The following is a 23,334-nucleotide window of genomic DNA, read 5'->3' as shown; positions in this document are numbered from 1 at the left end:
GGCCGGGAGGGCTCTGAAGGAGCAGCACCGATGACGATTCTCGGAGAGCACCGCGACCTCGATGCGGCCGTCTCCGTCCAGGACGGAGCGTCGGGCCCGGGATCGCCGGCGCCGTCGACCGGCAGCACGGGCGGGGCATGGCATCCGCGGCACGGGATCGGGGAGCGCCGCTTCGCCGGGATCGGTGCGCTCGCGCTCGAGAGCGGCGCCGTGCTCCCGGACGTCACCCTCGCCTACGAGAGCTGGGGGAGGCTGGACGAGGACCGTGGCAATGCCGTGCTGGTGCTGCACGCGCTGACCGGGGACTCCCACCTGCGCGGACCGGCCGGGCGATCGCATCCGAGCGCCGGCTGGTGGGAGGAGATGGTCGGTCCCGGCCGGCCGATCGACACCGACCGCTTCCACGTCATCGCCCCGAACGTCCTCGGCGGCTGTCAGGGCAGCACCGGCCCGAGCTCTCCGGCTCCGGACGGCCGCGCCTTCGGCTCGCGGTTCCCGGTCCTGACCACTCGGGACCAGGTGGCCGCCGAGCGTCGGCTGCGCGAGCAGCTCGGCATCGAGCGCTGGGCCCTGGTGATCGGCGGCTCCATGGGCGGGATGCGCGCCCTCGAATGGGGCGTCTCCTACCCGGAGGAGGTGGAGCGACTGGCCGTGATCGCCTCCTCGGCCCGGGCGACGGCGGACCAGATCGCCTGGAACAACGCTCAGATCGCCTCCATCCGGCTCGACCCGGAGTTCCGTGGCGGCGACTACTACGACACCGGCACCGGCGACGGCCCCCGCACCGGGCTCGGCATCGCCCGCCGCATCGCGCACACCACCTACCGCACCGCCGAGGAGCTCGAGGACCGCTTCGGCAACCGCCCCCAGGGGCAGGAGGACCCCTTCGACGGCCGCGGCAGGCACCAGGTGACCAGCTATCTCGATCATCATGCGGGCAAGCTCGCCCGCCGGTTCGACGCGAACTCCTATCTCACCCTGGCCGAGACGATGAGCACGCACGACGTGGGGCGCGGCCGCGGCGGCGCGGCCATCGCGCTGCAGCGGGTCACGGCCCGCACCCTCGTGGTCGCCATCGACTCCGATCGCCTGTTCCCGCCCGCGCTGGTGCAGGAGGCGGCGCTCCACATCCCCCGGTCCGCATGGCACGTGGCGTCCTCACCCATCGGGCACGACGCGTTCCTGCTCACCCATCCGGGACTGGAGAAGTGGATCAGCGAGCTCCTCGCCGTCTAAGCTGAGCTCGCAGGTCACTGAGCGCCGCCGCCGGCGCCCAGGTCACCGGGAACCGCTCGTGCAGTGAGGAGACGTCGCATGACCATCGTCGTGGGGTACTCCCCGTCGGGCCAGGGACGGGCCGCGCTGCGCGCCGCGATGCGCTACGCGGCACGCAACGCCGAGGGGATCGCCGTCGCCTCGCACCAGTACCACGACCCGGAGCGCGGGGTCGCCGCCGCGACCGAGGACGAGGTCCGGGCGGAGCTGGAACGGGTCGGGGGCGACTGCGGAGACGTCACCGTCCGCACCAGTGCGGAGCGCGACATCGGGGAGTTCCTGCTCGCCGTCGTCGACGAGGTCGAGGCGAGCCTGGTCGTGATCGGGCTGCGGCGCAAACCCCCCATCGGCAAGCTGAACCTCGGAGCGTCCGCGCGCCGGGTCGTGCTCGGGGCGCCGTGTCCCGTGCTGGCTGTCAAGGACGATCCTCTGACCACCGCGAACACTCACTTCTGAAGCGCGCGGACGCGTGGGAATAAACCCGCGCGACGGGCGTTATACTCGACAGGCTTGACGACACCGTGCGTTCGTGCGCCGTGAGACCGGTCCCTACCGGATCCGCAGCGCACAGCGCAGACCGCGAGCCGCGCCGAGAAGACTGATCGCCCGAGTGTGGCGGACCGCCCGCACCGGGCCGCCGCCGGAAGAAGGAACTCTGTGACCTCCTCCAGTACTGCTGAGACCTCGCCCACGGCGAAGAGCTCGACCCGCGCCTCGGCCCCGAAGGCAGCGAAGAACACCGAGGCCGAGGCCGTCGTGACCGACGCCGCCGACTCCTCCCCGGAGGCGACGACCAGCGCCGAGAAGGCGCCTGCGACGAAGGCCGCCGCCAAGAAGGCTCCTGCCAAGAAGGCCGCGGCCAAGAAGGCTCCGGCATCGACGACGGGCCCCCGCAAGACGGCCGCGAAGAAGGCCGCGGTCAAGGCCGTCGAGCCCGAGGCCGAGAACGACGCCGAGGACGAGACCGAGGACAGCGACGCCAAGAAGACCCAGTCCTCGAGCGATGCCAAGGTCGAGGCCTCCGGAGGCTTCGTCTACAACGCCGCGGTGGATGACGCCCCGGCCCAGCAGGTCGTCACCGCCGGCGCCACGGCCGACCCGGTCAAGGACTACCTCAAGCAGATCGGCAAGGTCGCGCTGCTGAACGCCGCGCAGGAGGTCGAGCTCGCCGAGCGGATCGAGGCCGGGCTCCTCGCCGAGCAGAAGCTCAAGGGCGACGAGTCGCTCAAGGACAAGAACGGCCGCCTGACCAAGCACGGTCGCGAGCTGACGATGATCGTCGACGACGGCCGCGCCGCCAAGGACCATCTGCTCGAGGCCAACCTCCGCCTGGTGGTGTCCCTGGCCAAGCGGTACACCGGCCGCGGGATGCTGTTCCTGGACCTGATCCAGGAGGGCAACCTCGGTCTGATCCGCGCCGTCGAGAAGTTCGACTACGCCAAGGGCTACAAGTTCTCCACCTACGCCACCTGGTGGATCCGTCAGGCCATCACCCGTGCGATGGCGGACCAGGCCCGCACCATCCGCATCCCCGTGCACATGGTCGAGGTCATCAACAAGCTCGCCCGCGTGCAGCGGCAGATGCTCCAGGACCTCGGCCGCGAGCCGACCCCGGAGGAGCTCGCCAAGGAGCTGGACATGACGCCCGAGAAGGTCGTCGAGGTCCAGAAGTACGGCCGGGAGCCGATCTCCCTGCATACCCCCCTGGGCGAGGACGGCGACAGCGAGTTCGGTGACCTCATCGAGGACTCCGAGGCCGTGGTCCCGGCCGACGCGGTCAGCTTCACACTGCTGCAGGAGCAGCTCCACTCGGTGCTGGACACCCTCTCCGAGCGCGAGGCCGGGGTGGTCTCCATGCGTTTCGGGCTCGAGGACGGCCAGCCCAAGACGCTGGACGAGATCGGCAAGGTCTACGGGGTGACCCGTGAACGGATCCGCCAGATCGAGTCCAAGACCATGTCGAAGCTGCGCCACCCCTCGCGCTCGCAGGTCCTGCGGGACTACCTCGACTGAGCGGGCTCCCCACCACGGCGACGGACCTCGGGCCCGGATTCGGGAGAATCCGGGCCCGAGGTCCGTCCGAGACCGCAGCTGCGGTCGGAGACGGCACCCATGTTCCCGGGAGAAGGTCGATGAGCACGACGTCGCGGACCGCCGCGCAGACGGGCACGACCCTGCGCGTCCATCGCGTCGGCGCCGAGGACTGGGAGTCCCATCGAACGCTGCGCCTGGACATGCTGGGCGCGGACCCGGACGCGTTCTGGGCCGATCCGGACGAGGCCCGTGCCCGCACCGCGCAGCAGTGGCGCGCGGAGATCGCCGGCCCCCGGCTGCACCTGCAGGCGCGCCGCGGCCACACGGTGCTGGGCGGCATCGCACTGCTGCCGGCCGGGTACACCCCGGAGCACCCGATCCCGCCGGACCGTGCGCACATCGTCTCCCTCTGGGTGCGGCCCGAGGCGCGGGGCCGCGGGATCTCCCGGCTCCTGTTCGCGGCCCTCGCCCGCCTCTCGCTCGACCTGGGGCGTCCGGATCTGCGCCTGGACGTGGACGAGTCCAACCACGCCGCACAGCGGCTGTACGAGCGTCTCGGCTTCGCGGCGACCGGTGAGCGGGATCCGCGTCCGGGCCGCAGCACCGCATGGGTGGAGTACGCGATCCGGACCGAGCACCTGCTGGAGAGCTGACGCGGGGCGTCCTGCCGCGGCTGCTCCGAGGCACGGACCCACGGGGGATGACGAAGGGCGCCCACCCTCAGGTGAGCGCCCTTCGTGCCGATCAGCGGCTGGGCTGCGGCGGTCTCAGCCTCCGCCGCATCGACCGAGCTGCGACCGCTGGGAAGCAGGCTGCTCGTCGATCGGCCGCGAGTCAGTCCTCGATCGGCTCGGGCTTGAGGTGCAGTCGCTCGGTCTCGTCGATGACCTCGGAGGCGACGGTGGTGAACGCGTCCTGGTGGGCGCGCGCGTGGTGGGCGCAGAACATCAGTTCGCCACCGGCCTCGAGGAGGACCTTGACGTAGGCCTGGGCGCCGCAGCGGTCGCAACGGTCATGTGCCGTGAGCCGGGGAGCTTCAAGAGTCAGGTTCATAGCCCCTTTGTAGCATCGCGGAGCATCTCCGGGGGAGTGTCCACAGCCGCGGTTCGCTGGGGGCGCAACGGGGTGTGAGCGGCGACGCGCAGGCGGGGCGCGGCGCCGGCCTGTGAGGGGGACGGCACGGCTCAATGCCGGGTTCGACGTGCTCGGACCCGTAGGATCCGAGGGGTGTCCACCACCAGCGCTGCGAAGAAGTCCGCCTACGATGCCCGCAACCTCCAGGTCCTCGAGGGCCTCGAGGCCGTGCGCAAGCGTCCCGGCATGTACATCGGCTCGACCGACTCGCGGGGGCTCATGCACTGCCTCTGGGAGATCCTGGACAATGCCGTCGACGAGGCGCTCGGCGGCCACGGGGAGTCGATCGAGGTCATCCTCCACGAGGATCATTCGGTGGAGGTGCGGGACACCGGCCGCGGTGTCCCGGTCGACGTCGAACCCCGCACCGGCCTGACCGGCGTCGAGGTCGTCTACACCAAGCTCCATGCCGGCGGGAAGTTCGGCGGCGGCTCCTATGCCGCCTCGGGCGGTCTGCACGGCGTCGGCGCGAGCGTCGTCAACGCGCTGTCCGGCCGCCTCGACGTCGAGGTGGATCGCGGCGGCAAGGTCTACGCCATGAGCTTCCAGCGCGGCCAGCCCGGCCGGTTCGCGGACACCGACGGCCCGGATCCGACCTCGCCCTTCACCCCGGCGGAGGGGCCTGCCGAGCTGCGCGTGGTGGGCAAGGCCAAGCGCGGCGTGACCGGCACCCGGGTGCGCTACTGGGCGGACCCGCAGATCTTCGTCAAGGGCTCCCACTTCTCGCTGGACGACCTGAACCGCCGTTCCCGGCAGACAGCCTTCCTGGTGCCCGGGCTCAAGCTCTCGGTCACCGATCACCGCCCTGAGGCGTCCCCGGACCAGCCGGCGACCCGCACCTACAAGTACGACGGCGGCATCAGCGAGTTCGTCGAGTACCTCGCTCAGGACCAGAGGATCACCGACGTGATCCGGCTGCAGGGCACGGGCGAGTACACCGAGACGATCCCGGTGCTGGATGCGAACGGCCACATGGTCTCCACCGACGTGGAGCGCTCCTGCGAGGTCGACATCGCCCTGCGCTGGGGCGCGGACTTCGACTCGACCCTGCGCTCCTTCGTGAACATCGTCGCCACGCCCAAGGGCGGCACCCACGTCACCGGCTTCGAGCAGGCGATGGTCAAGACCGTGCGCAAGCAGGTCGAGAACCAGGCCCGACGGGTCAAGTTCAACGCCAAGAACGAGAAGATCGAGAAGGACGACACGCTCGCAGGCCTCACCGCCGTGATCAGCGTGCGCATCGACGAGCCCCAGTTCGAGGGCCAGACCAAGGAGGTCCTCGGCACCCCCGCGATCCGCGCGATCGTCGCCAAGGTCGTCGAGGAGCGGCTGACGGACTTCCTCACCTCGACGAGCAAGGGCGAGAAGGAACAGGCCAACCTGGTCATCGACAAGGTGGTCTCGGAGATGCGGGCCCGCATCGCCGCCCGGATGCACAAGGAGGTCTCGCGCCGCAAGAACGCGCTGGAGTCCTCCACCATGCCCACCAAGCTCGCCGACTGCCGCACCCACGACGTGGAGCGCTCCGAGCTGTTCATCGTCGAGGGCGACAGCGCGCTGGGCACCGCGAAGAACGCCCGCTCCTCCGAGCACCAGGCACTGCTGCCGATCCGCGGCAAGATCCTCAACACCCAGAAGGCGTCCGTCACGGACATGCTGAAGAACACCGAGTGCGCCGCGATCATCCAGGTGATCGGGGCCGGTTCCGGCCGCACCTTCGACCTGGACGCCGCCCGCTACGGCAAGATCATCATGATGACCGACGCGGACGTCGACGGCGCCCACATCCGCACCCTGCTGCTGACCCTGTTCCACCGCTACATGCGACCGCTGGTCGAGGCCGGGCGGGTCTACGCGGCGGTGCCCCCGCTGCACCGGGTGGAGATCATCCACGGCGGCAAGAAGAAGAACGAGCTGGTCTACACCTACTCGGAGGCGGAGCTGAACAAGCTGCTGAAGAACCTCGAGCGCCGCGGCAAGAAGTACAAGGAGCCGATCCAGCGCTACAAGGGCCTGGGGGAGATGGACGCCGATCAGCTCGCGGACACCACCATGGATCCCGGTCATCGCACCCTGCGCAGGGTGCAGATCGAGGACGCCGAGGCCGCCAGCGCCGTCTTCGAGCTGCTGATGGGCTCCGAGGTGGCCCCGCGCAAGCAGTTCATCATCGAGGGAGCCGAAGAGCTCGACCTGGAGAGGATCGACGCATGAGCCTCGCCGTCCGAGTGATCCCGTGCCTGGACGTCGACGCGGGCCGCGTCGTCAAGGGCGTGAACTTCAAGGACCTGCGCGATGCCGGGGACCCGGTGGAGCTCGCCGCCCGCTACGGCGCGGAAGGCGCCGATGAGCTGACCTTCCTCGACGTCACCGCCTCCTCCGGCGGCCGGGACACCATGATCGACGTGGTGCGTCGGACCGCCGAGCAGATCTTCATCCCGCTGACCGTCGGCGGCGGCGTGCGCTCGGTGGACGATGTCGACCAGCTGCTGCGCGCCGGCGCCGACAAGTGCGGGGTGAACACCGCGGCGATCGCCCGCCCCGCGGTGATCTCCGAGATCTCCCGCCGCTTCGGCAATCAGGTGCTGGTGCTGTCGATCGACGCCCGTCGCGTCACCGATGACACCCCCGAGGGCACGGCCCGTTCCGGCTCCGGATTCGAGGTCACCACCCACGGCGGCCGCCGCGGCACCGGCATCGATGCGATCGCCTGGATCCGCGAGGTCACCGAGCGGGGGGCCGGGGAGATCCTGTTGAACTCGATGGACGCCGACGGCACCAAGCAGGGCTTCGACCTCGAGCTGATCCGCCTGGCGAGGGAGGCGACGTCCCTGCCGCTGATCGCCTCCGGCGGCGCGGGCACGCCCGAGGACTTCGCCCCGGCGGTCCAGGCCGGCGCCGATGCGGTGCTGGCCGCGAGCGTCTTCCACTTCCAGCAGATGACGATCGCGGAGGCGAAGGCGGCGATGGCCGCCGACGGTCTCGCCGTGCGGTGACCGCGCCCCTCTCGGTCGCGCCCCGCCGCAGTGTGCCGGGGCGCAGCCTCCGGGAACGGTTCCTGCGGACCGCTCTCGTGGCGGTCCTCGTGCTGCTGCTCGTGGCCGGCTGGCTGCTGTGGGACAACCGTCGCCTGGACGTCACCGACTACGACGTCGCCGTCCCCTCCCTGCCGACGAGCGCCGAGGGGCTGCGGATCGCACAGGTCTCGGACCTGCATGCCGCGGACTTCGGCACCTTCCAGGACCGGGTCCTGGCCGCCGTCGACACATCCCGGCCGGACCTCATCGCACTCACCGGGGACCTCATCGACTACCGCACCTCCGACCTCACCGGGGTGCTGGAGCTGGTGGAACAGCTGCAGCTGATCGCCCCGACGTATTTCGTGCTCGGCAACCACGAGGCGGACTCGCCGTTGCGGGACGAGCTGCTCGCAGGGCTCGAGGGCCGCGGCATCGTGGTGCTGCGGGACGAGGCGGTGCAGGTAGGGATCGGGGGCACCGAGCTGACGCTGATCGGACTCGATGATCCCCGCGTGCGGGCCGCCGCCGGTCTGCCCGCGCGGGATCCCGCCGCTCTGCTCGCGAGGCTCGCTCCGTCGGAGCGGGAGACCGCGATCCTGCTCGCGCATCGCCCGGAGCTGCTGGAGAGCTACACCCGCCAGGGGATCGATCTGGTGCTGTCGGGGCATGCCCACGGCGGTCAGGTGCGGCTGCCGATCGTGGGCGGGCTCTACGCGCCGCACCAGGGATGGCTGCCCGAGCTCAGCGAGGGTGTGCACGAGCGGGGCGGCACCACCATGGTGATCAGCCGCGGCCTGGGCAACAGCATCGCCGCGGTGCGGGTGAACGACCCGCGCGAGCTGGTGCTGGTGGAGCTGCACGGCACGGAATGAGACAGGGCACGTCATGACCATGATGCGTGCCCGTGCTGCGTGCTGACGTCATGTGCCGATAGGTCACCGCTGCTGCGGACGCCATGGATCTACTCATCGGGAGTATACCTAGTGTGTATAGTAGTGATATGAGCACCGCGCACGCCTTGCTGGGACTGCTGGATCGGTCACCGGCCTACGGCTATTCCCTCAAGCAGGACTTCGATCGGCTCCTCGCCCCGGAGAGGCCGCTGGCCTTCGGGCAGGTCTATTCCTCCCTGGCGAGGTTCGAACGGCAGGGATGGGCCGAGATCCTCACCGTCGAGAGCGGCTCCGGTCCGGAACGGAAGCTCTACGGCATCACCCCCGACGGGGTCACCGAGCTCGAGACCTGGCTCTCTGCGCCCCAGGCTACCGGAGCCTTCGCCGCCTCCACGCTGTTCGTCAGGATCTCGATCGCCCTGCTCTCCGGCCGTGATGCCCAGGAGGTCCTCACCGCGCAGCGGGAGAGCCATATGGTGCGGATGCGGGAGCTGACCTGGCGCCGCCGGGGCGCCGAGCCCGCGCTGCTGCTGCAGCTGGACTACGAGCTCACCCACCTCGATGCCGACCTGCGCTGGATCCAGGAGGCCGGCCAGCGCCTCGACGCGCTGCGGACGCAGTGGCAGGGCGCAGCCGGTGCACGGCCCGATGAGACCGGGGAGCAGCGATGACCGCCGCCTCCACGCGCCGGGAGCGGGCGAGCACCACCTCCGGCTCGGCGCCCGTCATCGACCTGCACGGAGTCCGGGTCTCCTACGGGCATGACCCCGCGCTGCGTGGCATCGACCTGCAGATCGCCGCCGGGGAGCAGGTCGCCGTGATGGGGCCTTCCGGATGTGGGAAGTCCACGCTGCTGCATGTGCTCGCCGGTGTGCTGGATGCCGACGAGGGCACGCGTCAGGTGCTCGGCGAGGAACTCGGTGCTCTGCGCGAGAAGGACCGCGCACAGCTCCGCCTGGCCCGGATGGGCATGATCTTCCAATTCGGCGATCTGATCGGCGAGCTCACCCTGGCCGAGAATCTCTCCCTCCCGCTGCAGCTGCTCGGCGGCAGGCCCGCGCGGATCCGCGCCGAGGTCGAGGCGATGCTCGAACGCCTGGGACTGGGTGAGGTCGCGGGCCGCCGCGCCGCCCAGGTCTCCGGAGGGCAGGCGCAGCGCGCCGCCGTCGGCCGCGCGCTGATCCACCAGCCCGCCCTGCTGCTGGCCGACGAACCGACCGGCGCTCTGGACACGGTCGCGGCCGACACCGTGATGGACGCGCTGATGGAGACCGTCACGGAGCAGGGCACGACCCTGGTGGTCGTCACCCACGACAATCGCGTCGCCGCGCACCTGGACCGCCTGGTGAGCATGCGCGACGGGGAGCTGGTGAGCTGAGATGCTGCCCTCCCTGCGCCTCGGCCTCACCCTCGCGCTGCGCGCCACCGACCATGGCCGCTTCCGCGCGCTGAGCGCCTTTCTCGTGTCCCTGATCGGCTGCGCGCTGCTGGTGGTGGTGCTGTCCCTGCTGGATGCGGCCAGGCCCCGCAGCCTCGCCCCCGGGATCGGCGCCACGGAGGTGTTCGGGATGATCCTGCCGGGGATCGTGGCCCTGGCGATCGGTCTTCCCGTGCTCGCCGCCGCCGCGGCGACCGGTCGCATGTCCGAGCAGGACCGCTCTCGGCGCATCGCTCGTCTGCAGCTTCTCGGGATGCGTCGACGCGATCAGGTGCTGATGGGCATCGGGGAGAGCCTGCCGCCTGCGCTCCTCGGTGCGGCCGGAGGCCTCGTGGCCGGAGCGCTGCTGGTGCCCTGGGCCGGGCGGGCGCTGCTGGGGATGAGCCCGGCGCCGAGCATCGCGGTGGTCTCGCTCGTCGTGGCCCTCGCGGTGCCGCTGTGCCTGATCGCCGGGACCGCGATGTCGGCTCGGACCTCTGGTGCGGGGACGCTCGAGCGGGCTCGCGGTGAGGTGGCCCGGCGTCCGGGGCTCTGGCGGGCGGTGATCCTGGTGGTCGGCCTGTCGATGCTGATCCTCAGCTGGAGCCTGCCGGGGCTCTCGAACCCCGTGCTCGTCGTGCTGTTCCTCGGCGGAGCCGGGCTTGCCGCGCTGGGCAGCATCCTGCTGCCCGCACTGCTGGTGCGGCGCAGCGCTGACGTGCTCGTCCGGGCCGGCTCCCCGGTGACCGTCGTGGCGGGTCGGCGACTGCAGTCGCAGCCGGCCGTGCTCGGCAGGGTGCTCGGAGCCCTGGTGATCGGCGTGGTGGTGACGACCGCAGGGCAGGGTCTGATCAGCGTCCTGTCCGCCACCCCGGTCTACCAGGCCGGGCGTCACTACCGAGATGTCGAGGCCGTGGCGTCGGCGTTCCTCCCGGACCAGGCGGCCGTCGCAGACCTGGAACGGGCACTGGAGCAGGTCGGCGGAGCCCGGGAGGTCGCCGTCAGCACGGACGGCTTCGTCGTCGCCCCGGGCAGCGCCCCCCAGGAGCACGCCCTGCGGGCGCTGGTGAGCACCTGCGACGAGCTCCGCATCCTCCGACCGGGGGTGGAGGGCTGCCGAGATGATCGTGCGGCGTGGATCCCGGCCTCGCGCGAGCTCGGTCTCGGGACACCGCCGCGGGGCACTGTGGAGCTGTTCGGCACCGAGTACGAGGAGAGCACCGGCGGATTCGGGGACCCCGTGCTGCGGATCGATGTCTCCGAGGACGATCTCACCCGGGTGCCGATCCCTGCGTGGCAGGACACGGATCCGGCACCGACCCTGTTCGTTCCGCGAGCTCTGGTCACGCCGGAGCAGTTCTCGCAGTTCGGCGGGGTGTCCGCGATGATCACCGCATCACCGCGCCCAGACCTTCCCGCAGAGCTCAGAGCCCAGGGCATCGATTCCTACATCGGCTGGACGGCGGAGGACTTCGCCCCGTATCAGGCCACGATCACGACCATCCGCCTGCTGAACCTCGTGGTCCTGGCCGTCGGCCTGGGCGCCTTCCTGCTCGGCACGGCGGACCTGGCGATGGGGCGCCGAGCGGAGCACGCCCGCCTCCGGCTGCTCGGCACCCCCGTGGGCGTGCTGCGCCGTGCGCACTGGCTGGAGGTGGCGCTTCCGCTGGTGGTGGGCGGGGGAGCGGCGCTCGCGATCGGGCACCTGGTCGCCGTCGCCTTCGTCGAGACCGGGAATCGCGGCGCGGATCCGGGCCTGGTGACGCATCTCGGCGCAGGAAGCCTCACGGGACCAGTGCTGGCCGTCGCGGGCGGCGCGGTGGCGATCGCAGCGCTCACCTCGCTCGGCATCGGTGCACCGCTTCGACCGGATCACATCCGTCGGGCCTGATCGGCCCCGCTGGTCATCGGGCGCGGCACAGCCCGATGCAGCACGGGCCCGCCCGGGATGGTTCCGGACGGGCCTGCTCGGACCTCACCGCAGGTGGGCAAGGCCGGTGCCGAGCAGCGCGCGCTGGACGAGCAGCTCGTGCTCCTGGCGCGCCTGCTGGGCGGCCAGCTCCCGGCGGGCCTGTCGCACCGCACGACGACGGACGAGGAAGTCCCGCAGCAGTGCGTCGACGGCGTGTTCGTCGGTCACCTGCTCCAGCTGGCGCAGGCTGCGGTCGGCGATGGTCGGGTCGAAGGTGGTGCCGGTGGCTGTGGTGGACGTGGTGTTCTGGTCGAGGGTCTCGAAGGTGGCGTGCAGGGACACGGCGGGCTCCTGGGGGAGTGGGGTGTGGTCGAGGATCCGGCACGGCGCGGACAGCGACTGTCCGTGAAGCGTGCGGAAGGGTGCGCTCGCTGCGGGCGACGTCCTCAGGTGTGAGGGCGTCGTGCGGCGAGAGCTGGTCTCAGGGGCGCCGGCGGCGTGGCCGCACGGCGGGGCGCGGAGCGGTCTGCTCCGTCAGCCGGCCATCGGCGCGGCGGGCCCGGCGGTGCTGCGACCCCCAGCGGCCGCTCGCAGAGCCACGGGACGTCCGTGAGGCGGGGTGGGGGATGCGGCGAGGCCGGGCGACGCCGCGGCCGGGCCGGCCGAGGTCGTGATCGGGGTCGTGTGCATCTCCATACGGACAGTCGACCATCCCGTCACTGGACGGCACAACTGATTTATCGGCGGTTCTATCGGCGGTCCGCCGGCGCGGGTCCAGGACCGGCGGAGCAGAGCCGGGCACGACGACGAGGACCCAGCCACCCGTCGGGGGCGGCTAGGTCCTCTGCACGGTCCCCGCTGGGCGGGGCGGAGGTCAGCGCTCGATGCGGTAGGTGACCCCGATGCGGTGCGAGTCCCCGGGCGCGAGGGCCACGTAGCCGTCCTTGGCGATGGCCGGCTCGATGCACACGAAATCGGACCAGGCCGCATCGGGGATGTCGGCCATCTCCGTCACCTGAGCGTCCCAGGGGTTCCAGACCACGGTCTTGGCCGTGCCGCGCGGAGTGGAGACGATGCGGCGAGCGTTCTTCGTATCGTGCACCGTCACCTCGGCGGCGGAGTCCACCACCCGGTCGGTGGAGGCGGTCGGCCGCAGCGGCTCTCCCTCCGGCATGACGTCGCTGACCAGGCCACGAGTGTTGTCGAGGAAGGCGGCGCCCTCCAGGCCGTGGATCTCGATCCGGCGCACATCGCCGACGGCGAGATAGGTGTGCAGCGCCGCCTCCAGCTCGAGCGGGCGGGGACCGGCGGTGATCGTGAGATCCACCGACAGCTCGGCGCCGAGGCGGAACCGGGCGGTCGCGGACAGCGCCCTGACGTCCTCGGGGGTGGCCAGGGTGATGACCACCTCATCGCCTGCGCGCTCGGCGGCGGCCAGGTCCCAGCGGAGGTTCCGCAGCCAGCCGTGCTTGACCTCCATCGCCATGTCGCGGCCCGGTCCGAACCAGGGCCCGATCAGCGGGATCCCGCCGCGCACCGCCTCGCGCTCGCCGAAGGCGGAGTCCGGGCTGAGCCACAGCAGATCCTGCTCGCCGGTGGGGATCCAGCTGATCAGCTGCGCCCCGTCCAGGAGCAGCTCGGCCGTGGCGGCCGGGGTCGTCACCAGCAGCGCCGGGACCCCGTGGGTCTCGCCGAGGCGGACCCCTTCGGGAAGCGGGACGGACGGGGTGGGGGCATCGGTGCCGGTGGAGTTCATGACCTCATCGTCGCACGTCACCGCGCACAGGATCCGGGCCGTCAGTCTGTTGCCGCGCCGCCGATCTGCTCCTCTGTGCCCTCCGCGGCGGCCGAGACCGTGCGGATGAACAGCAGCAGCCAGCCGTACACGATCCCCGCGGCACCCATCTCGAAGGCGGTCATGTTCAGATAGTCCACCCCCGCGTACAGCACGATGGCGGTCACCAGCAGGGCGAAGGCGCCGGCAGTGACGGCGATCAGCGCGCCGGGCAGTCGCCGCAGCAGCACCGGCACGGCGAGCAGGGTGAGGCCGAAGACGACCACCAGCGACTGGGCGACCACGTCGTGCCAGACGATGCTCACGGAGCGCGAGATCACCGCCACCAGCGCGACCAGCACCCCGACCGTGGTCAGCAGGGAGCGCACGGCGGTGATCCGCCACGCCGCTTCACCGGCGCTGCGCGCCCAGCGGTCCAGGTCGTGGGCGAGGAATTCGGCCACGGTCACCAGCGCCGCCCCGGTCAGCAGCAGGGTGAGGTTGAAGGTGACGCTCGCGAGGTCCTCGCCCTCGCCGAGCTCGGAGAAGTACTGCTCCCACCAGTACGGGTCCTCAGCGCTCAGGGCGCTCGCGAGCACCCCGACGGTGAGGAACGCGGCGAGCAGGGTGGCCAGGGAGCGGGTGGTCAGCGACGCAGCCGCCGCCGAGGTGACATAGGCGGCGACCCCGCCCGCGACGGCGACCCAGAAGGTGCCGGCCAGGCGATCGAGCGCGACGCCCTGGAACGCCTGCTGGAACACGCCGAACAGCGCCCCGGCGAGGAACAGGCCGAGGATCCCGTAGATCAGGGAGAGGCCGATCACGTCCAGCGCGCGGCGCCACCAGCGACCTCCGCCGAACCACGGCAGGAACTGCCGGGTGAGGGTCGTCAGCGTGAGAGCGGACGAGGTCGCCGCACAGCCGAACGTCGTCAGCGCGGCGACCTGGCCGATCGATCCCGTCCCCGCGAGCGGCGCGGTCCCGCGCAGGGCGATCAGCCCGACGAGGAGACCCGCCAGGGCACCGGCCACTCCGAGGGCGACATGCCGGGACTCCCTCCGCGTGGCGCGGGAGGACCGGTGGCCGCCGGGCCCGGTCGGCACCGGCACCGGCCGGCCCGTGGCGGCGTGCACGGCTCAGCCGACCGCGGCGATCGGCACGGCCACCGGGGTGCCCGAACCGTCCCGGCGTCCCGTCGGCTCCGGCAGATCGATCGGCTGTCCGGCTTCCGAGGAGGCGCGGGCCGGGTGCGGCACCACCCAGGCGCCGATCAGCGCGTCCTCGCCGCGCAGGAAGCGATGGCAGCGCAGCCCGGCCGTGGCCCGGCCCTTGGCGGGGAACTCGGTGAGGGCGGAGACCTTCAGCGAGCCGGTCTGCAGCAGCGGCAGGGTGCCGGAGCTGCCGGCGACGGTGACCACGTCGGCCGGAGCCGTCACATCGATCGCTCCGAAGGACACCACCCGGTCGCCGCCTGCGAGCTTGATGCCCGCGACGCCGCCCGCGGTGCGGCCCTGGGGGCGGATCCCCGAGGCGGGGAAGTGGAGCAGCTGCGCCTCGGCGGTGAGGAAGACCAGATCGAGGTCCTCGTCCTGCTCGAGATCCACGACCCCGACCACGGTGTCGCCGTCCTTCAGCGAGATGATCTCGAAGCCGTCGGACCGCGGGAAGTCGAGCTGGACCCGCTTGACCACACCCTGCGCCGTGCCCAGCGCGATCGCTCCGCCGCGGGCGATGTCCGCCTCGGCCAGACGGACCAGGCCCAGGGCGCGCTCCCCGCGCTCGAGGTCGATGAGGTCCGAGAGCCGGGTGCCCCCGGCCAGCGACGGCGCACCGGCCGTCGGGGCGAGCGAGGGCAGGTCCACGACCGACAGCCGCAGCACCCGGCCACGATCGGTGACCACGCCGACACCCGAACGGGTGGTGGAGCGGGCGTCGGAGACGATCACGTCGTGCGCGCCGCGCGGTCCCTCGCGCAGCAACGGCTCCGCGCCGGTGACCCGGGCGATCAGCCCGGTCCCGGTCAGCAGCACCCGGCACGGCTCATCGGCCACCTCGAGAGAGGCGCCGGAGATCGCGGCCGGCTTCTCCGCGGCCTCCAGCAGCACGGTGCGGCGGGAATCACCGTGCTCGGCGGCCACGGCGGCGAGCTCCTCGGAGACCAGCGCGCGCAGCACGGCCTCGGAGCCCAGGATCTCCTCAAGATGCTCGATCTCCCGGCGCAGCTCATCGCGCTCGGCCTCGAGGTCGATCTGCGAGAACTTCGTCAGCCGCCGCAGCCGCAGCTCGAGGATGTACTCGGCCTGCAGATGGGAAAGGTCGAAGACGGTCATGAGCCGCGTGCGCGCCGTCTCGGAGTCATCGCTCTGCCGCACGATCTGGATGACCTCGTCGATGTCCAGGATCGCCAGCAGCAGGCCCTCCACCAGGTGCAGGCGGGCCTTGCGCCTGCTCAGCCGGTGCTCGGTGCGGCGCCGCACCACCGTCACCCGGTGCTCGACGAACACCTCCAGCAGCTGCTTCAGGCCCAGGGTGCGCGGCTGCCCCTCGACCAGGGCCACGTTGTTGATGCCGAAGTTCTCCTCCAGCGGCGTGTACCGGTACAGCTGCTGCAGCACGGCCTCGGGGTCGAAGCCCGACTTCACGGTCATCACCAGGCGCAGGCCGTGGTGGCGGTCGGTGAGGTCCTGGTAATCGGTGATGCCGGTGACCCGCTTGGCCTGCACCGCATCACGCAGCTTCTCGGCCAGCCGCTCGGGACCCACCTGGTACGGCAGCTCGGTGACCACGATGCCCTTGCGGCGGGAGGTCACGTTCTCGATCCGGGTGGTGGCCCGCATCTTGAAAGAGCCGCGCCCGGTGCGGTACGCGTCCCGGATGCCGTCCAGACCCACGATCCGGCCACCGGTGGGCAGATCCGGACCCGGCACCAAGCGCATCAGCTCCTCGAGCTCCGCGTCGGGGTGATCGATCAGGTGCCGGGCGGCGGCGACGGTCTCGACGAGGTTGTGGGGGGCCATGTTCGTGGCCATACCGACAGCGATCCCGGAGGCCCCGTTGACCAGCAGGTTCGGGTACTGGGCGGGCAGCATCTCCGGCTGCAGCAGCTGGTTGTCGTAGTTGGGGATCATGTCCACGACGTCCTCGTCCAGCGAGTCCGTCATCAGCAGCGCGGCCTTCGCCAGCCGGGCCTCGGTGTAGCGCGGCGCGGCCGGCCCGTTGTCCAGCGACCCGAAGTTGCCGTGGCCGTCCACCAGCGGCATGCGCATGTTGAAGCTCTGCGCCATCCGCACCAGCGCGTCATAGATCGCCGTGTCGCCGTGGGGGTGCAGCTTGCCCATCACCTCGCCGACGACGCGCTGGCTCTTGACATGGCCCTTCTCCGGACGCAGCCCCATCTCGGCCATCATGTACAGGATGCGCCGCTGGACCGGCTTGAGGCCGTCGCGGGCGTCCGGGAGCGCCCGGGAATAGATCACGGAGTACGCATACTCGAGGAACGACGTCTCCATCTCACTGGTGACGTCGATGTCGACGATGGTCTCCTCGGCGGCCTCGTCTGCGGAGGGCGGGGTGGTGCTGCGTGATCGGGCCATGCAGAACATCATGACGCATGACCGGCCATGATCCCGGGAGCCCGGTGCCGGGGAGGTCGTGAATCCCGTCAACCTCCGGGCCCACCCCACCGCCTCGACGCTAGGATCGCACCATGGCGGACAGACGAGAGGGACTGCGCTCCCTGCGCCGTCGCACCCGGGGCGACGAGGAGACCGAGCCCGCCTATCCGGCGCACTGGGAGGCCGACATCGCGCTGGGCGACGGCTCCGCCGCCCATCTGCGTCCGATCCGGCCCGCGGACGCCGACGCCCTCCAGGAGTTCCATCAGCGCCAGTCCGAGCACTCGCGCTATCTGCGCTTCTTCGCCCCGATGGCGCGGCTCTCCCCGCGGGACCTCGCCCGCTTCACGACCGTGGACCACGTGGACCGGGTCGCCTTCATCGTGCTGGTGGGGCAGGACATCGTCGCCGTCGGCCGCTACGACCGGGTCACCCCGCACTCCGCCGAGGTGGCCTTCAACGTCTCCGACTCCCGCCAGGGCACGGGGCTCGCCTCCGTGCTGCTGGAGCATCTCGCGGCCGCCGCCCGGGAGCGCGGCATCGACGAGTTCACCGCCGAGGTGCTGCCGCAGAACGCGAAGATGCTCAAGGTCTTCACCGAGACCGGCTTCGACGTGGACCGCGCCCTGGACGACGGCGTCGTGATGGTCTCCTTCCGCCTGGACCCCACCGCCCGCTCGCTCGCCGTGATGGCCGAGCGGGAGCACCGCGCCGAGTCCCATGCGATGGAGAGGCTCCTGGATCCCCGCTCCGTGGTGCTGATCGGGGTCTCCTCGAGAACGGACTCCTCCGGGGGCCGCTTCCTGACCGCTCTCGAGGACTCCGGGTACACCGGCACGGTGCATCTGGTGGCACGCGACGCCCTCGAACTGCGCGGCCACCGCACCTGGGCGCGGGTGGCGGACGTCCCCGGCGCCGTCGACCTGGCCGTCATCGCGCTGCGCCCCGAGGCCTGCCTGGGCGCCATCGAGGAATGCGCCGCGATCGGCGTGCGCAGCGTGGTGATCCCCACCGAGGGGTTCTCGGACACCGACGAGGGCCGCCGCCTGCAGCGGGAGCTGGTGGCCCGGGCCCGCCGGCACGGCATGCGCCTGCTGGGACCCGGCTCCCTCGGCTTCCTGCGCACCGGCGAGGATCCGATCAGCCTCTCCCTCTCGCCGCGGATGCCCCGTCCCGGCACGGCCGCGCTCGCCGGGCAGTCCAGCGCGCTCTCGGCCATGCTGCTGGCCGGCACCGACGCCCGCGGCATCGGGCTGCACGAGTTCGTGGGGGTCGGCAACCGGGCCGACGTCTCCCTCAACGACACCCTCCAGCACTGGGAGGACGACGAGCAGGTCGGCGTGATCGGCCTCGCCCTGGAATCCATGGGCAACCCGCGCAAGTTCACGCGCATCGCCCGGCGGCTCACCCGCACCACGCCCCTGATCGTGCTGCGCCCCCCGGGCAGTGAGTCGCACCGGCCGCCCGGCCACGACGTGCGGGCCTCGACCCTGCCGCGCCGCGCCCTGGACCAGGTGCTCGATGCCGCCGGCGTGGTGCAGGCCAGGGGAGTGGACCATCTCCTGGACGTGGTCGATGCCCTCGACAGGCAGGGGGTGCCGCTCGGCCCTCGGGTGGGCCTGCTCTCGAACACCGCCGCGCTCGGGGCGTCCCTGCGCGGCGCCGCCGACCAGGCCGGGCTGGAGGTGGTCGCGGACAACGACAGCGTCCCGCTCTCGCCCGACGTGCGCCTGATCCAGCGTGCCTTCACCTCGATGGCCGCCCCCGGCCACGTGGACCTGGTGATCGCCGGGATCCTGGATCCGCTGACCGGGGACGCCGCCGAGGTGCTGCGACAGATGGCGGTGGTGGCGAAGCACGCCGAGGTGGTGCTGCTGGTGTGCCTGGTCTCCTCGACCGAGCGCTTCAGCGCCGTGCAGGAGGCGGTGCGCGAGGACGGCTCGCTGCCTCCGGTCCACGCGACCCCGTACGCCGTCGCGCGCGCCGCGGCCGGCATGCAGGCCGCCGCGCTGCGCCCGCAGGTCGACGACGAGGCACCCGCCCAGCGCGAGGACGTCGACCGCGCCGCCGCCCGGACCGTGGTGGAGCGCTGGCGGGCCGGGGTGGGGACCGCGGGCGGGGACCTCAGCACGGAGGAGACCCGTGAGCTGCTCGCCGCGTACGGGATCGGCCTGCTCCCCGCGCGCCCGATCACCGACGCCGACGACGCCCCGATCCAGGCCGCCGCGATCGGGTACCCGGTCGCGCTCAAGAGCACCGACCCCGAGCTCCGCCATCGGGCGGACCTCGGGGGCGTGCGCCTGGGGATCCCCGACGCGGCCCAGCTGCGCCATGCCGTGGCGCGCATGCGCGAGGACCTGTCCTATTCGAGCGCCCCGCTCGAGGTGCAGGCCATGGGCCCGGCCGGCGTGCCGATGGTGGTGCGCAGCGTCGAGGATCCCTCGCTCGGTCCGGTGGTCTCCCTGTCGGTCGCCGGAGACGCCACCGACCTGCTCGACGACATCGCCTATGCGATCCCTCCGTTCAGCGAGAGCGGAGCGGCGCACCTGGTGGACGCCCCGGCCTCGGCGATCAAGCTGCGCGGAACCCGCGGGCTGCCGCCCGCGGACCGGGAGGCGCTCGCCGACCTGGTGGTCCGCGTCGGTCTGCTCGCGGAGGACCGGCCCGAGCTCGCCCTGCTGGAGCTGTATCCGGTGCTGGTCGCACAGCACGGCCTCGCGGTGGTCGGCGGGCGGGCCCGGCTGGCCCCCGCCCCCAACCGCACCGACAGCGCTCGCCGCGCACTGTCCGGACCGCCCGCAGCGGAACCGCGCGCCGGCGGCGGTCGTGGGACAATGCCGGGATGACCACAGCTCTCCCCGCCGACCTCCTGACGGACCTCGAGACCGCCGGCTACTTCCCGCAGACGGCGGCGCAGAGCCTGGAGCGCCTGCTGCGCACCGCGCGTCCCGTCGCCCATCTGGTGCGGCCCGAGACCACCTTCGACGGCCCCGAGGTGCGCCGCCATCTCACCGTCGTGGTCCTCACCGCCACCCACCTCCTGATCACGCACCTCGACGATGATCCGGCCGACGCGCTCAACCCCAGCCAGGTGGTCTCCACCACCGAGCGGATCCGACTGCGGGCCATCACCTCCACCGGCCTCTCACAGGTCTTCGACACCGACGGCAAGGGGAGCCCCGGCACGGAGGCCGAGATCACTCTCGGGGTCAGCTGGGACGGGAGCCGGCGGGTGGATCTCGAACGAGCCATCTGCGAGGATCCGAACTGCCAGATCGACCACGGTTACACCGGGACCATCGCTCCCTCCGACCTCGCGCTGCGGGTCTCGGCCCTGGCCGACGGCGTCGACGCGGTGGACGCGGCGCTGGCCTTCCATGACCGTCTGGTCGACGCGATCGACGCGGCAGGGGACTGACCGGTGCACGTCCCCCGCACCGCCCGGGACCGCCGATGACCGCGCCGGACCGCCCGGCCGGCTGGCCCGCGGACCTGCTGCCCCCGCCGTTCGCCGGGACGGACCGTCCGGCGCTGCTGGATGTGATCCCACCGCTGCTCGAGCACCCCGACCCCGGACGCGACCTGGTGGTGCTGCTGGACGGGGTGGGAGCCGACCTGCTCGCCGAGCACCGCTCGCTGACCCCCACGCTGCGGCGGGCGGAGTCGCAGATCTCGCGGATCCGCACCGTGACCCCGGCGACCACCTCGAGCGCGATGGTCTCCCTGCACACCGGCCAGCCCCCGCTGAGGCACGGCGTGCTCGGCTATCTCACCCGGGATCCGCGCACCGGGCGCAGCCTCAACCAGCTCACCGGCGCCCCGGGCACCGACCCCGGGCAGTGGATGCCGCTGCTCACCCCGGTCGAGACCGGGTCTCGCCGAGCCGTGCAGGTGGCACCCGCGAAGCACGCCGGTTCCCATCTCAGCGGCGTCGCCTTCCGCGGCTGGGAGTTCCTCGGCCACGGCCGCGGCGACCGGGTCGAGGCGGTGCGCACCGCGCTGCACCGGGCGGGACCGGACGGACTGGTGCACCTCCACGTCGACGACGTCGACCACGCCGGGCACCGGCACGGGATCGACTCCGAGCAGTGGAGGACCGCGCTGGCCGAGGTCGACTCCCTGCTCGGCACCCTGCTGCGCCGGCTCCCGCGCGGCACCCGGATCCACCTCACGGCCGATCACGGGATGGTCGACACCTCGGCGGAGCACACCATCGATCTCGCCGCTCAGCCGCAGCTGCTGCGCCTGGTCGAGGAGGCCGCGGGGGAGGCGCGCGCACTCGCCCTGCACACCGTGCCGGGAGCGGGGGTGGACGAGGAGCTCGCGGAGGGACTCACCGCACTGCTCGGCGAGCGGGCGCTGGTGCTCCGCCGCCCGGACATCCTCGCCGCAGGCCTGCTGGGACCCGCCGGTGCCGCGGTCCCCGAGCGGGTCGCACCCCGGATCCCGGACGTGCTGGTGCTCGCCCGGGGGCGCTGGAGCATCGACGACTTCTCCCGCCGGCCCGACACCGCCCGCCGCATGATCGGCGTCCACGGATCGCTGACCTCGGCGGAGGCCTGGGTGCCGCTGCTGCGCACCGAGAGCTGAGCTGCGCGGAGCGCCAAGCACCATCCCGCAGGGCTGTCCAGCTCCGCGGCGCGGTGCCGTCGCGGGTCAGTCGTGCTTGGAGCCGAAGACGATCTCGTCCCAGCTGGGCATCGAGGCCCGCTTGCTGCGGGGCCGGGACTTCTTCGCCGACTTGGGCTCCGCGGGCTCCTCCGTCTCCTCCGCCGGGGCGTCCGCGGACGAGGGCTCGTCGAAGCCCGGCAGCGGAGTGAGATCCACGGTGTCCTGGTAGCTGAGCGACGCGGCGGCGGCCCCTGCATCCTCCTCCGTCGCGGACCCGGACTGCTCGGACGGAGCGGTCGCCCCGTCCGCGGAGTCCGTGCCGTCGGCGTCGAGCGCTGCGGAGTCGAGGTCCGTGAACACGCTGTCCTCGCCGGCACCGACCGAGTGCTCGAGCGCGGCCTCACGGTCCGGATCGGCCACCTCCCGCTCCGCGGTGAGAGCCGGATCCGCGGATCCGTCGGGCCGCGCGGAGGCGTCCGCGCGGCGTCCCTGCCCGTCGTCCGAGCCGTGCGAGGGGGTGTCCTCGGCCGCCACGGCGGGCTCCGCGTCCTCGAGACCGGACCAGACGGTGCCGGAGTTCTCGGGACGCGGCACCGAGCGCAGTCCCCGACGGGCGTTGAGCGCATCGAGATCGTCGTCGTCGATCACCGAGGGGTGCTCCTCGGGCACCGGCCGTCGCGGCGGCCAGGTGCGGGCACGCGGGGTGGACGCGGGCGAGCCCTCCAGCGAACCGTCGGCCTCGAGGTCGTAGACGGCGCTCTTGACGGCCTGGAGCCGGCCCCGACCGCGGGACGGCTCCGGTGGGGCATCCTCGTCGCTGATCCAGCGGGCCTCGTCATCCACCGGCGCGACCGACCGGTTGTCGAGGTCGGCGACCCAGTGCGCCTGACGCGTGCGGCCGCCGGCGGAGAAGGTCAGCTCGAGGGTCCAGGTGCCGTCCTGCCGCCGCCAGGCGTCCCAGGCCGTCTCCCCGGTCGCCTCCCGCGCGGCGAGCCGCTCGGAGACGACGTCGAGCAGGCTGGGGCCGCCCCGGCCGACGGGGAAGACGCGGGCCCGCTGCGCGGTCCACTCGCGCTCGGCGAGGACGGGGCCCTCATAGCGGCGCACGTGCTCCAGCGGGATCTCGGAGGCCTCCGCGATGTCCTCCGCGCTGCGGCCGGAGCGGAGCATCGCCTGGATCTCCCGGGGCCGCAGGGGCGCGGCGTCGACTGCCTGGATCATGTTCAGCGCCGGGCGGTCCGAGCGCACCGCGGCGCGCAGAGCCTTGTCGATGCGCAGCGTGTACCGCTCGCCATCGGAGTCGACCAGGAGCACATGTTCCCCGTCGTCATGGATCCCGTCGAGTTCGAGCTCGCGCATCGTCGTCCTCTCCGTCGGAGCCTGGTCGCTGGCGTGCAGACGTGTCGCTTGGTGCAGAAGTCTAGGCCGTGACCATATCGTGCGCGGCGCCGCGGCGCCCGCTCCCGGGGCCTGTGCCGGTGGCGTGTTGCCATCCCTTGCGGACACGGTGTTGTAGGTCGCAGTCCACTCTGCAATAATGCCGCCGCATTCAGCGTTGACAGCGTGGCCGCCGCGATGCGGCCCGCGAGGACACCCCCGGCGCGGATTTGCCCCAGGACCCCCGGTCGGATCTTCCGACGACTACCAGGAACG

The 23,334-nt window shown here is 72.1% G+C and carries 19 protein-coding genes; 13 read left to right on the top strand and 6 right to left on the bottom strand.

The genetic code is table 11. The features are described from left to right. The first annotated feature begins 30 nt into the window (after positions 1-30). From metX to CFK38_RS12390, 4 genes are all read left to right on the top strand, one after another. Positions 31-1,236, top strand: coding sequence for a homoserine O-acetyltransferase MetX (metX, locus tag CFK38_RS12405; RefSeq protein WP_096803354.1), 1,206 nt, complete (start codon positions 31-33; stop codon positions 1,234-1,236). A 78-nt stretch (positions 1,237-1,314) separates the two neighbouring features. Continuing rightward, complete coding sequence (locus CFK38_RS12400; RefSeq protein ID WP_096803353.1) at positions 1,315-1,731, top strand: universal stress protein; 417 nt, start codon at positions 1,315-1,317, stop codon at positions 1,729-1,731. Positions 1,732-1,887: 156 nt separating this feature from the next. Continuing rightward, entirely contained in the window at positions 1,888-3,288 is a 1,401-nt protein-coding gene (locus CFK38_RS12395) for an RNA polymerase sigma factor (RefSeq protein ID WP_096803352.1), read from the top strand. Between the two features lie 119 nt (positions 3,289-3,407). Then, the gene (locus CFK38_RS12390; protein ID WP_096803351.1) at positions 3,408-3,962 is read left to right on the top strand and encodes a GNAT family N-acetyltransferase; all 555 of its coding nucleotides are present in this window, start codon (positions 3,408-3,410) and stop codon (positions 3,960-3,962) included. Positions 3,963-4,143: 181 nt separating this feature from the next. Here CFK38_RS12390 and CFK38_RS12385 read toward each other — a convergent pair whose 3' ends face one another. Then, positions 4,144-4,362 (bottom strand): DUF7455 domain-containing protein, encoded by a 219-nt coding sequence (locus CFK38_RS12385; protein WP_096803350.1) that lies wholly within the window; start codon positions 4,360-4,362, stop codon positions 4,144-4,146. 174 nt (positions 4,363-4,536) lie between these two features. On the opposite strand from CFK38_RS12385, the gene CFK38_RS12380 reads away from it, so the two are divergent. The 6 genes from CFK38_RS12380 to CFK38_RS12355 all read left to right on the top strand — a co-directional run bounded on the left by CFK38_RS12380 (position 4,537) and on the right by CFK38_RS12355 (position 11,661). Continuing rightward, complete coding sequence (locus CFK38_RS12380) at positions 4,537-6,654, top strand: DNA gyrase/topoisomerase IV subunit B (RefSeq protein WP_096803349.1); 2,118 nt, start codon at positions 4,537-4,539, stop codon at positions 6,652-6,654. Next, positions 6,651-7,436 carry an imidazole glycerol phosphate synthase subunit HisF gene (gene hisF, locus CFK38_RS12375; RefSeq protein ID WP_096803348.1) on the top strand — a complete coding sequence of 262 codons (786 nt, stop codon included), beginning with the start codon at positions 6,651-6,653 and terminating at the stop codon, positions 7,434-7,436. The genes CFK38_RS12380 and hisF overlap by 4 nt, the downstream gene beginning before the upstream one ends. Then, positions 7,433-8,332 carry a metallophosphoesterase gene (locus tag CFK38_RS12370; RefSeq protein ID WP_096803347.1) on the top strand — a complete coding sequence of 300 codons (900 nt, stop codon included), beginning with the start codon at positions 7,433-7,435 and terminating at the stop codon, positions 8,330-8,332. The genes hisF and CFK38_RS12370 overlap by 4 nt, the downstream gene beginning before the upstream one ends. A gap of 128 nt (positions 8,333-8,460) precedes the next feature. Further along, entirely contained in the window at positions 8,461-9,024 is a 564-nt protein-coding gene (locus tag CFK38_RS12365; RefSeq protein WP_096803346.1) for a PadR family transcriptional regulator, read from the top strand. Beyond that, on the top strand, positions 9,021-9,731 hold the full coding sequence (locus CFK38_RS12360; RefSeq protein ID WP_096803345.1) for an ABC transporter ATP-binding protein: 711 nt from the start codon (positions 9,021-9,023) through the stop codon (positions 9,729-9,731). Before CFK38_RS12365 ends, CFK38_RS12360 begins: the two co-directional genes overlap by 4 nt. A gap of 1 nt (position 9,732) precedes the next feature. Then, entirely contained in the window at positions 9,733-11,661 is a 1,929-nt protein-coding gene (locus CFK38_RS12355; RefSeq protein ID WP_096803344.1) for an FtsX-like permease family protein, read from the top strand. 84 nt (positions 11,662-11,745) lie between these two features. Here the strand turns inward: CFK38_RS12355 and CFK38_RS12350 are convergent, their stop codons facing one another. The 4 genes from CFK38_RS12350 to CFK38_RS12335 all read right to left on the bottom strand — a co-directional run bounded on the left by CFK38_RS12350 (position 11,746) and on the right by CFK38_RS12335 (position 17,049). Further along, entirely contained in the window at positions 11,746-12,024 is a 279-nt protein-coding gene (locus CFK38_RS12350) for a hypothetical protein (protein ID WP_096803343.1), read from the bottom strand. Between the two features lie 532 nt (positions 12,025-12,556). Beyond that, positions 12,557-13,438, bottom strand: a complete 882-nt coding sequence (locus CFK38_RS12345) for a D-hexose-6-phosphate mutarotase (protein WP_096803342.1) — start codon at positions 13,436-13,438, stop codon at positions 12,557-12,559. 41 nt (positions 13,439-13,479) lie between these two features. Continuing rightward, on the bottom strand, positions 13,480-14,589 hold the full coding sequence (locus CFK38_RS12340; protein ID WP_245851029.1) for a hypothetical protein: 1,110 nt from the start codon (positions 14,587-14,589) through the stop codon (positions 13,480-13,482). Between the two features lie 3 nt (positions 14,590-14,592). Then, positions 14,593-17,049 carry a DNA gyrase/topoisomerase IV subunit A gene (locus tag CFK38_RS12335; RefSeq protein ID WP_157773486.1) on the bottom strand — a complete coding sequence of 819 codons (2,457 nt, stop codon included), beginning with the start codon at positions 17,047-17,049 and terminating at the stop codon, positions 14,593-14,595. A 113-nt stretch (positions 17,050-17,162) separates the two neighbouring features. Between CFK38_RS12335 and CFK38_RS12330 the strand changes: the two genes are divergently transcribed. The 3 genes from CFK38_RS12330 to CFK38_RS12320 are packed head-to-tail and all read left to right on the top strand — an operon-like array spanning position 17,163 to position 21,660. Continuing rightward, positions 17,163-19,916 carry a bifunctional acetate--CoA ligase family protein/GNAT family N-acetyltransferase gene (locus tag CFK38_RS12330; protein ID WP_096803340.1) on the top strand — a complete coding sequence of 918 codons (2,754 nt, stop codon included), beginning with the start codon at positions 17,163-17,165 and terminating at the stop codon, positions 19,914-19,916. Further along, positions 19,913-20,488, top strand: a complete 576-nt coding sequence (locus tag CFK38_RS12325) for a DUF5998 family protein (RefSeq protein ID WP_096803339.1) — start codon at positions 19,913-19,915, stop codon at positions 20,486-20,488. Before CFK38_RS12330 ends, CFK38_RS12325 begins: the two co-directional genes overlap by 4 nt. 35 nt (positions 20,489-20,523) lie before the next feature. Then, a complete protein-coding gene (locus CFK38_RS12320; protein WP_096803338.1) occupies positions 20,524-21,660 on the top strand; it encodes an alkaline phosphatase family protein in 1,137 nt (378 codons plus the stop codon). 66 nt (positions 21,661-21,726) lie between these two features. Here CFK38_RS12320 and sepH read toward each other — a convergent pair whose 3' ends face one another. Then, the gene (sepH, locus tag CFK38_RS12315; RefSeq protein ID WP_096803337.1) at positions 21,727-23,040 is read right to left on the bottom strand and encodes a septation protein SepH; all 1,314 of its coding nucleotides are present in this window, start codon (positions 23,038-23,040) and stop codon (positions 21,727-21,729) included. Positions 23,041-23,334 lie beyond the last annotated feature (294 nt).

Source organism: Brachybacterium vulturis, from assembly GCF_002407185.1.
Taxonomy (GTDB): domain Bacteria; phylum Actinomycetota; class Actinomycetes; order Actinomycetales; family Dermabacteraceae; genus Brachybacterium; species Brachybacterium vulturis.
The sequence above is the reverse complement of the archived record's forward strand: the minus strand, read 5'-3'. Positions and strand labels throughout refer to the sequence as shown.

Excerpts from the sequence above, each read along its gene's own strand:
- CFK38_RS12345 (WP_096803342.1), bottom strand. The coding sequence starts at position 13,438 with ATGAACTCCACCGGCACCGATGCCCCCACCCCGTCCGTCCCGCTTCCC.
- CFK38_RS12385 (WP_096803350.1), bottom strand. The coding sequence starts at position 4,362 with ATGAACCTGACTCTTGAAGCTCCCCGGCTCACGGCACATGACCGTTGC.
- CFK38_RS12360 (WP_096803345.1), top strand. The coding sequence starts at position 9,021 with ATGACCGCCGCCTCCACGCGCCGGGAGCGGGCGAGCACCACCTCCGGC.
- CFK38_RS12400 (WP_096803353.1), top strand. The coding sequence starts at position 1,315 with ATGACCATCGTCGTGGGGTACTCCCCGTCGGGCCAGGGACGGGCCGCG.
- CFK38_RS12365 (WP_096803346.1), top strand. The coding sequence starts at position 8,461 with ATGAGCACCGCGCACGCCTTGCTGGGACTGCTGGATCGGTCACCGGCC.
- CFK38_RS12355 (WP_096803344.1), top strand. The coding sequence starts at position 9,733 with ATGCTGCCCTCCCTGCGCCTCGGCCTCACCCTCGCGCTGCGCGCCACC.
- CFK38_RS12330 (WP_096803340.1), top strand. The coding sequence starts at position 17,163 with ATGGCGGACAGACGAGAGGGACTGCGCTCCCTGCGCCGTCGCACCCGG.
- CFK38_RS12320 (WP_096803338.1), top strand. The coding sequence starts at position 20,524 with ATGACCGCGCCGGACCGCCCGGCCGGCTGGCCCGCGGACCTGCTGCCC.
- metX (WP_096803354.1), top strand. The coding sequence starts at position 31 with ATGACGATTCTCGGAGAGCACCGCGACCTCGATGCGGCCGTCTCCGTC.
- CFK38_RS12335 (WP_157773486.1), bottom strand. The coding sequence starts at position 17,049 with ATGGCCCGATCACGCAGCACCACCCCGCCCTCCGCAGACGAGGCCGCC.
- CFK38_RS12325 (WP_096803339.1), top strand. The coding sequence starts at position 19,913 with ATGACCACAGCTCTCCCCGCCGACCTCCTGACGGACCTCGAGACCGCC.
- hisF (WP_096803348.1), top strand. The coding sequence starts at position 6,651 with ATGAGCCTCGCCGTCCGAGTGATCCCGTGCCTGGACGTCGACGCGGGC.
- CFK38_RS12390 (WP_096803351.1), top strand. The coding sequence starts at position 3,408 with ATGAGCACGACGTCGCGGACCGCCGCGCAGACGGGCACGACCCTGCGC.
- sepH (WP_096803337.1), bottom strand. The coding sequence starts at position 23,040 with ATGCGCGAGCTCGAACTCGACGGGATCCATGACGACGGGGAACATGTG.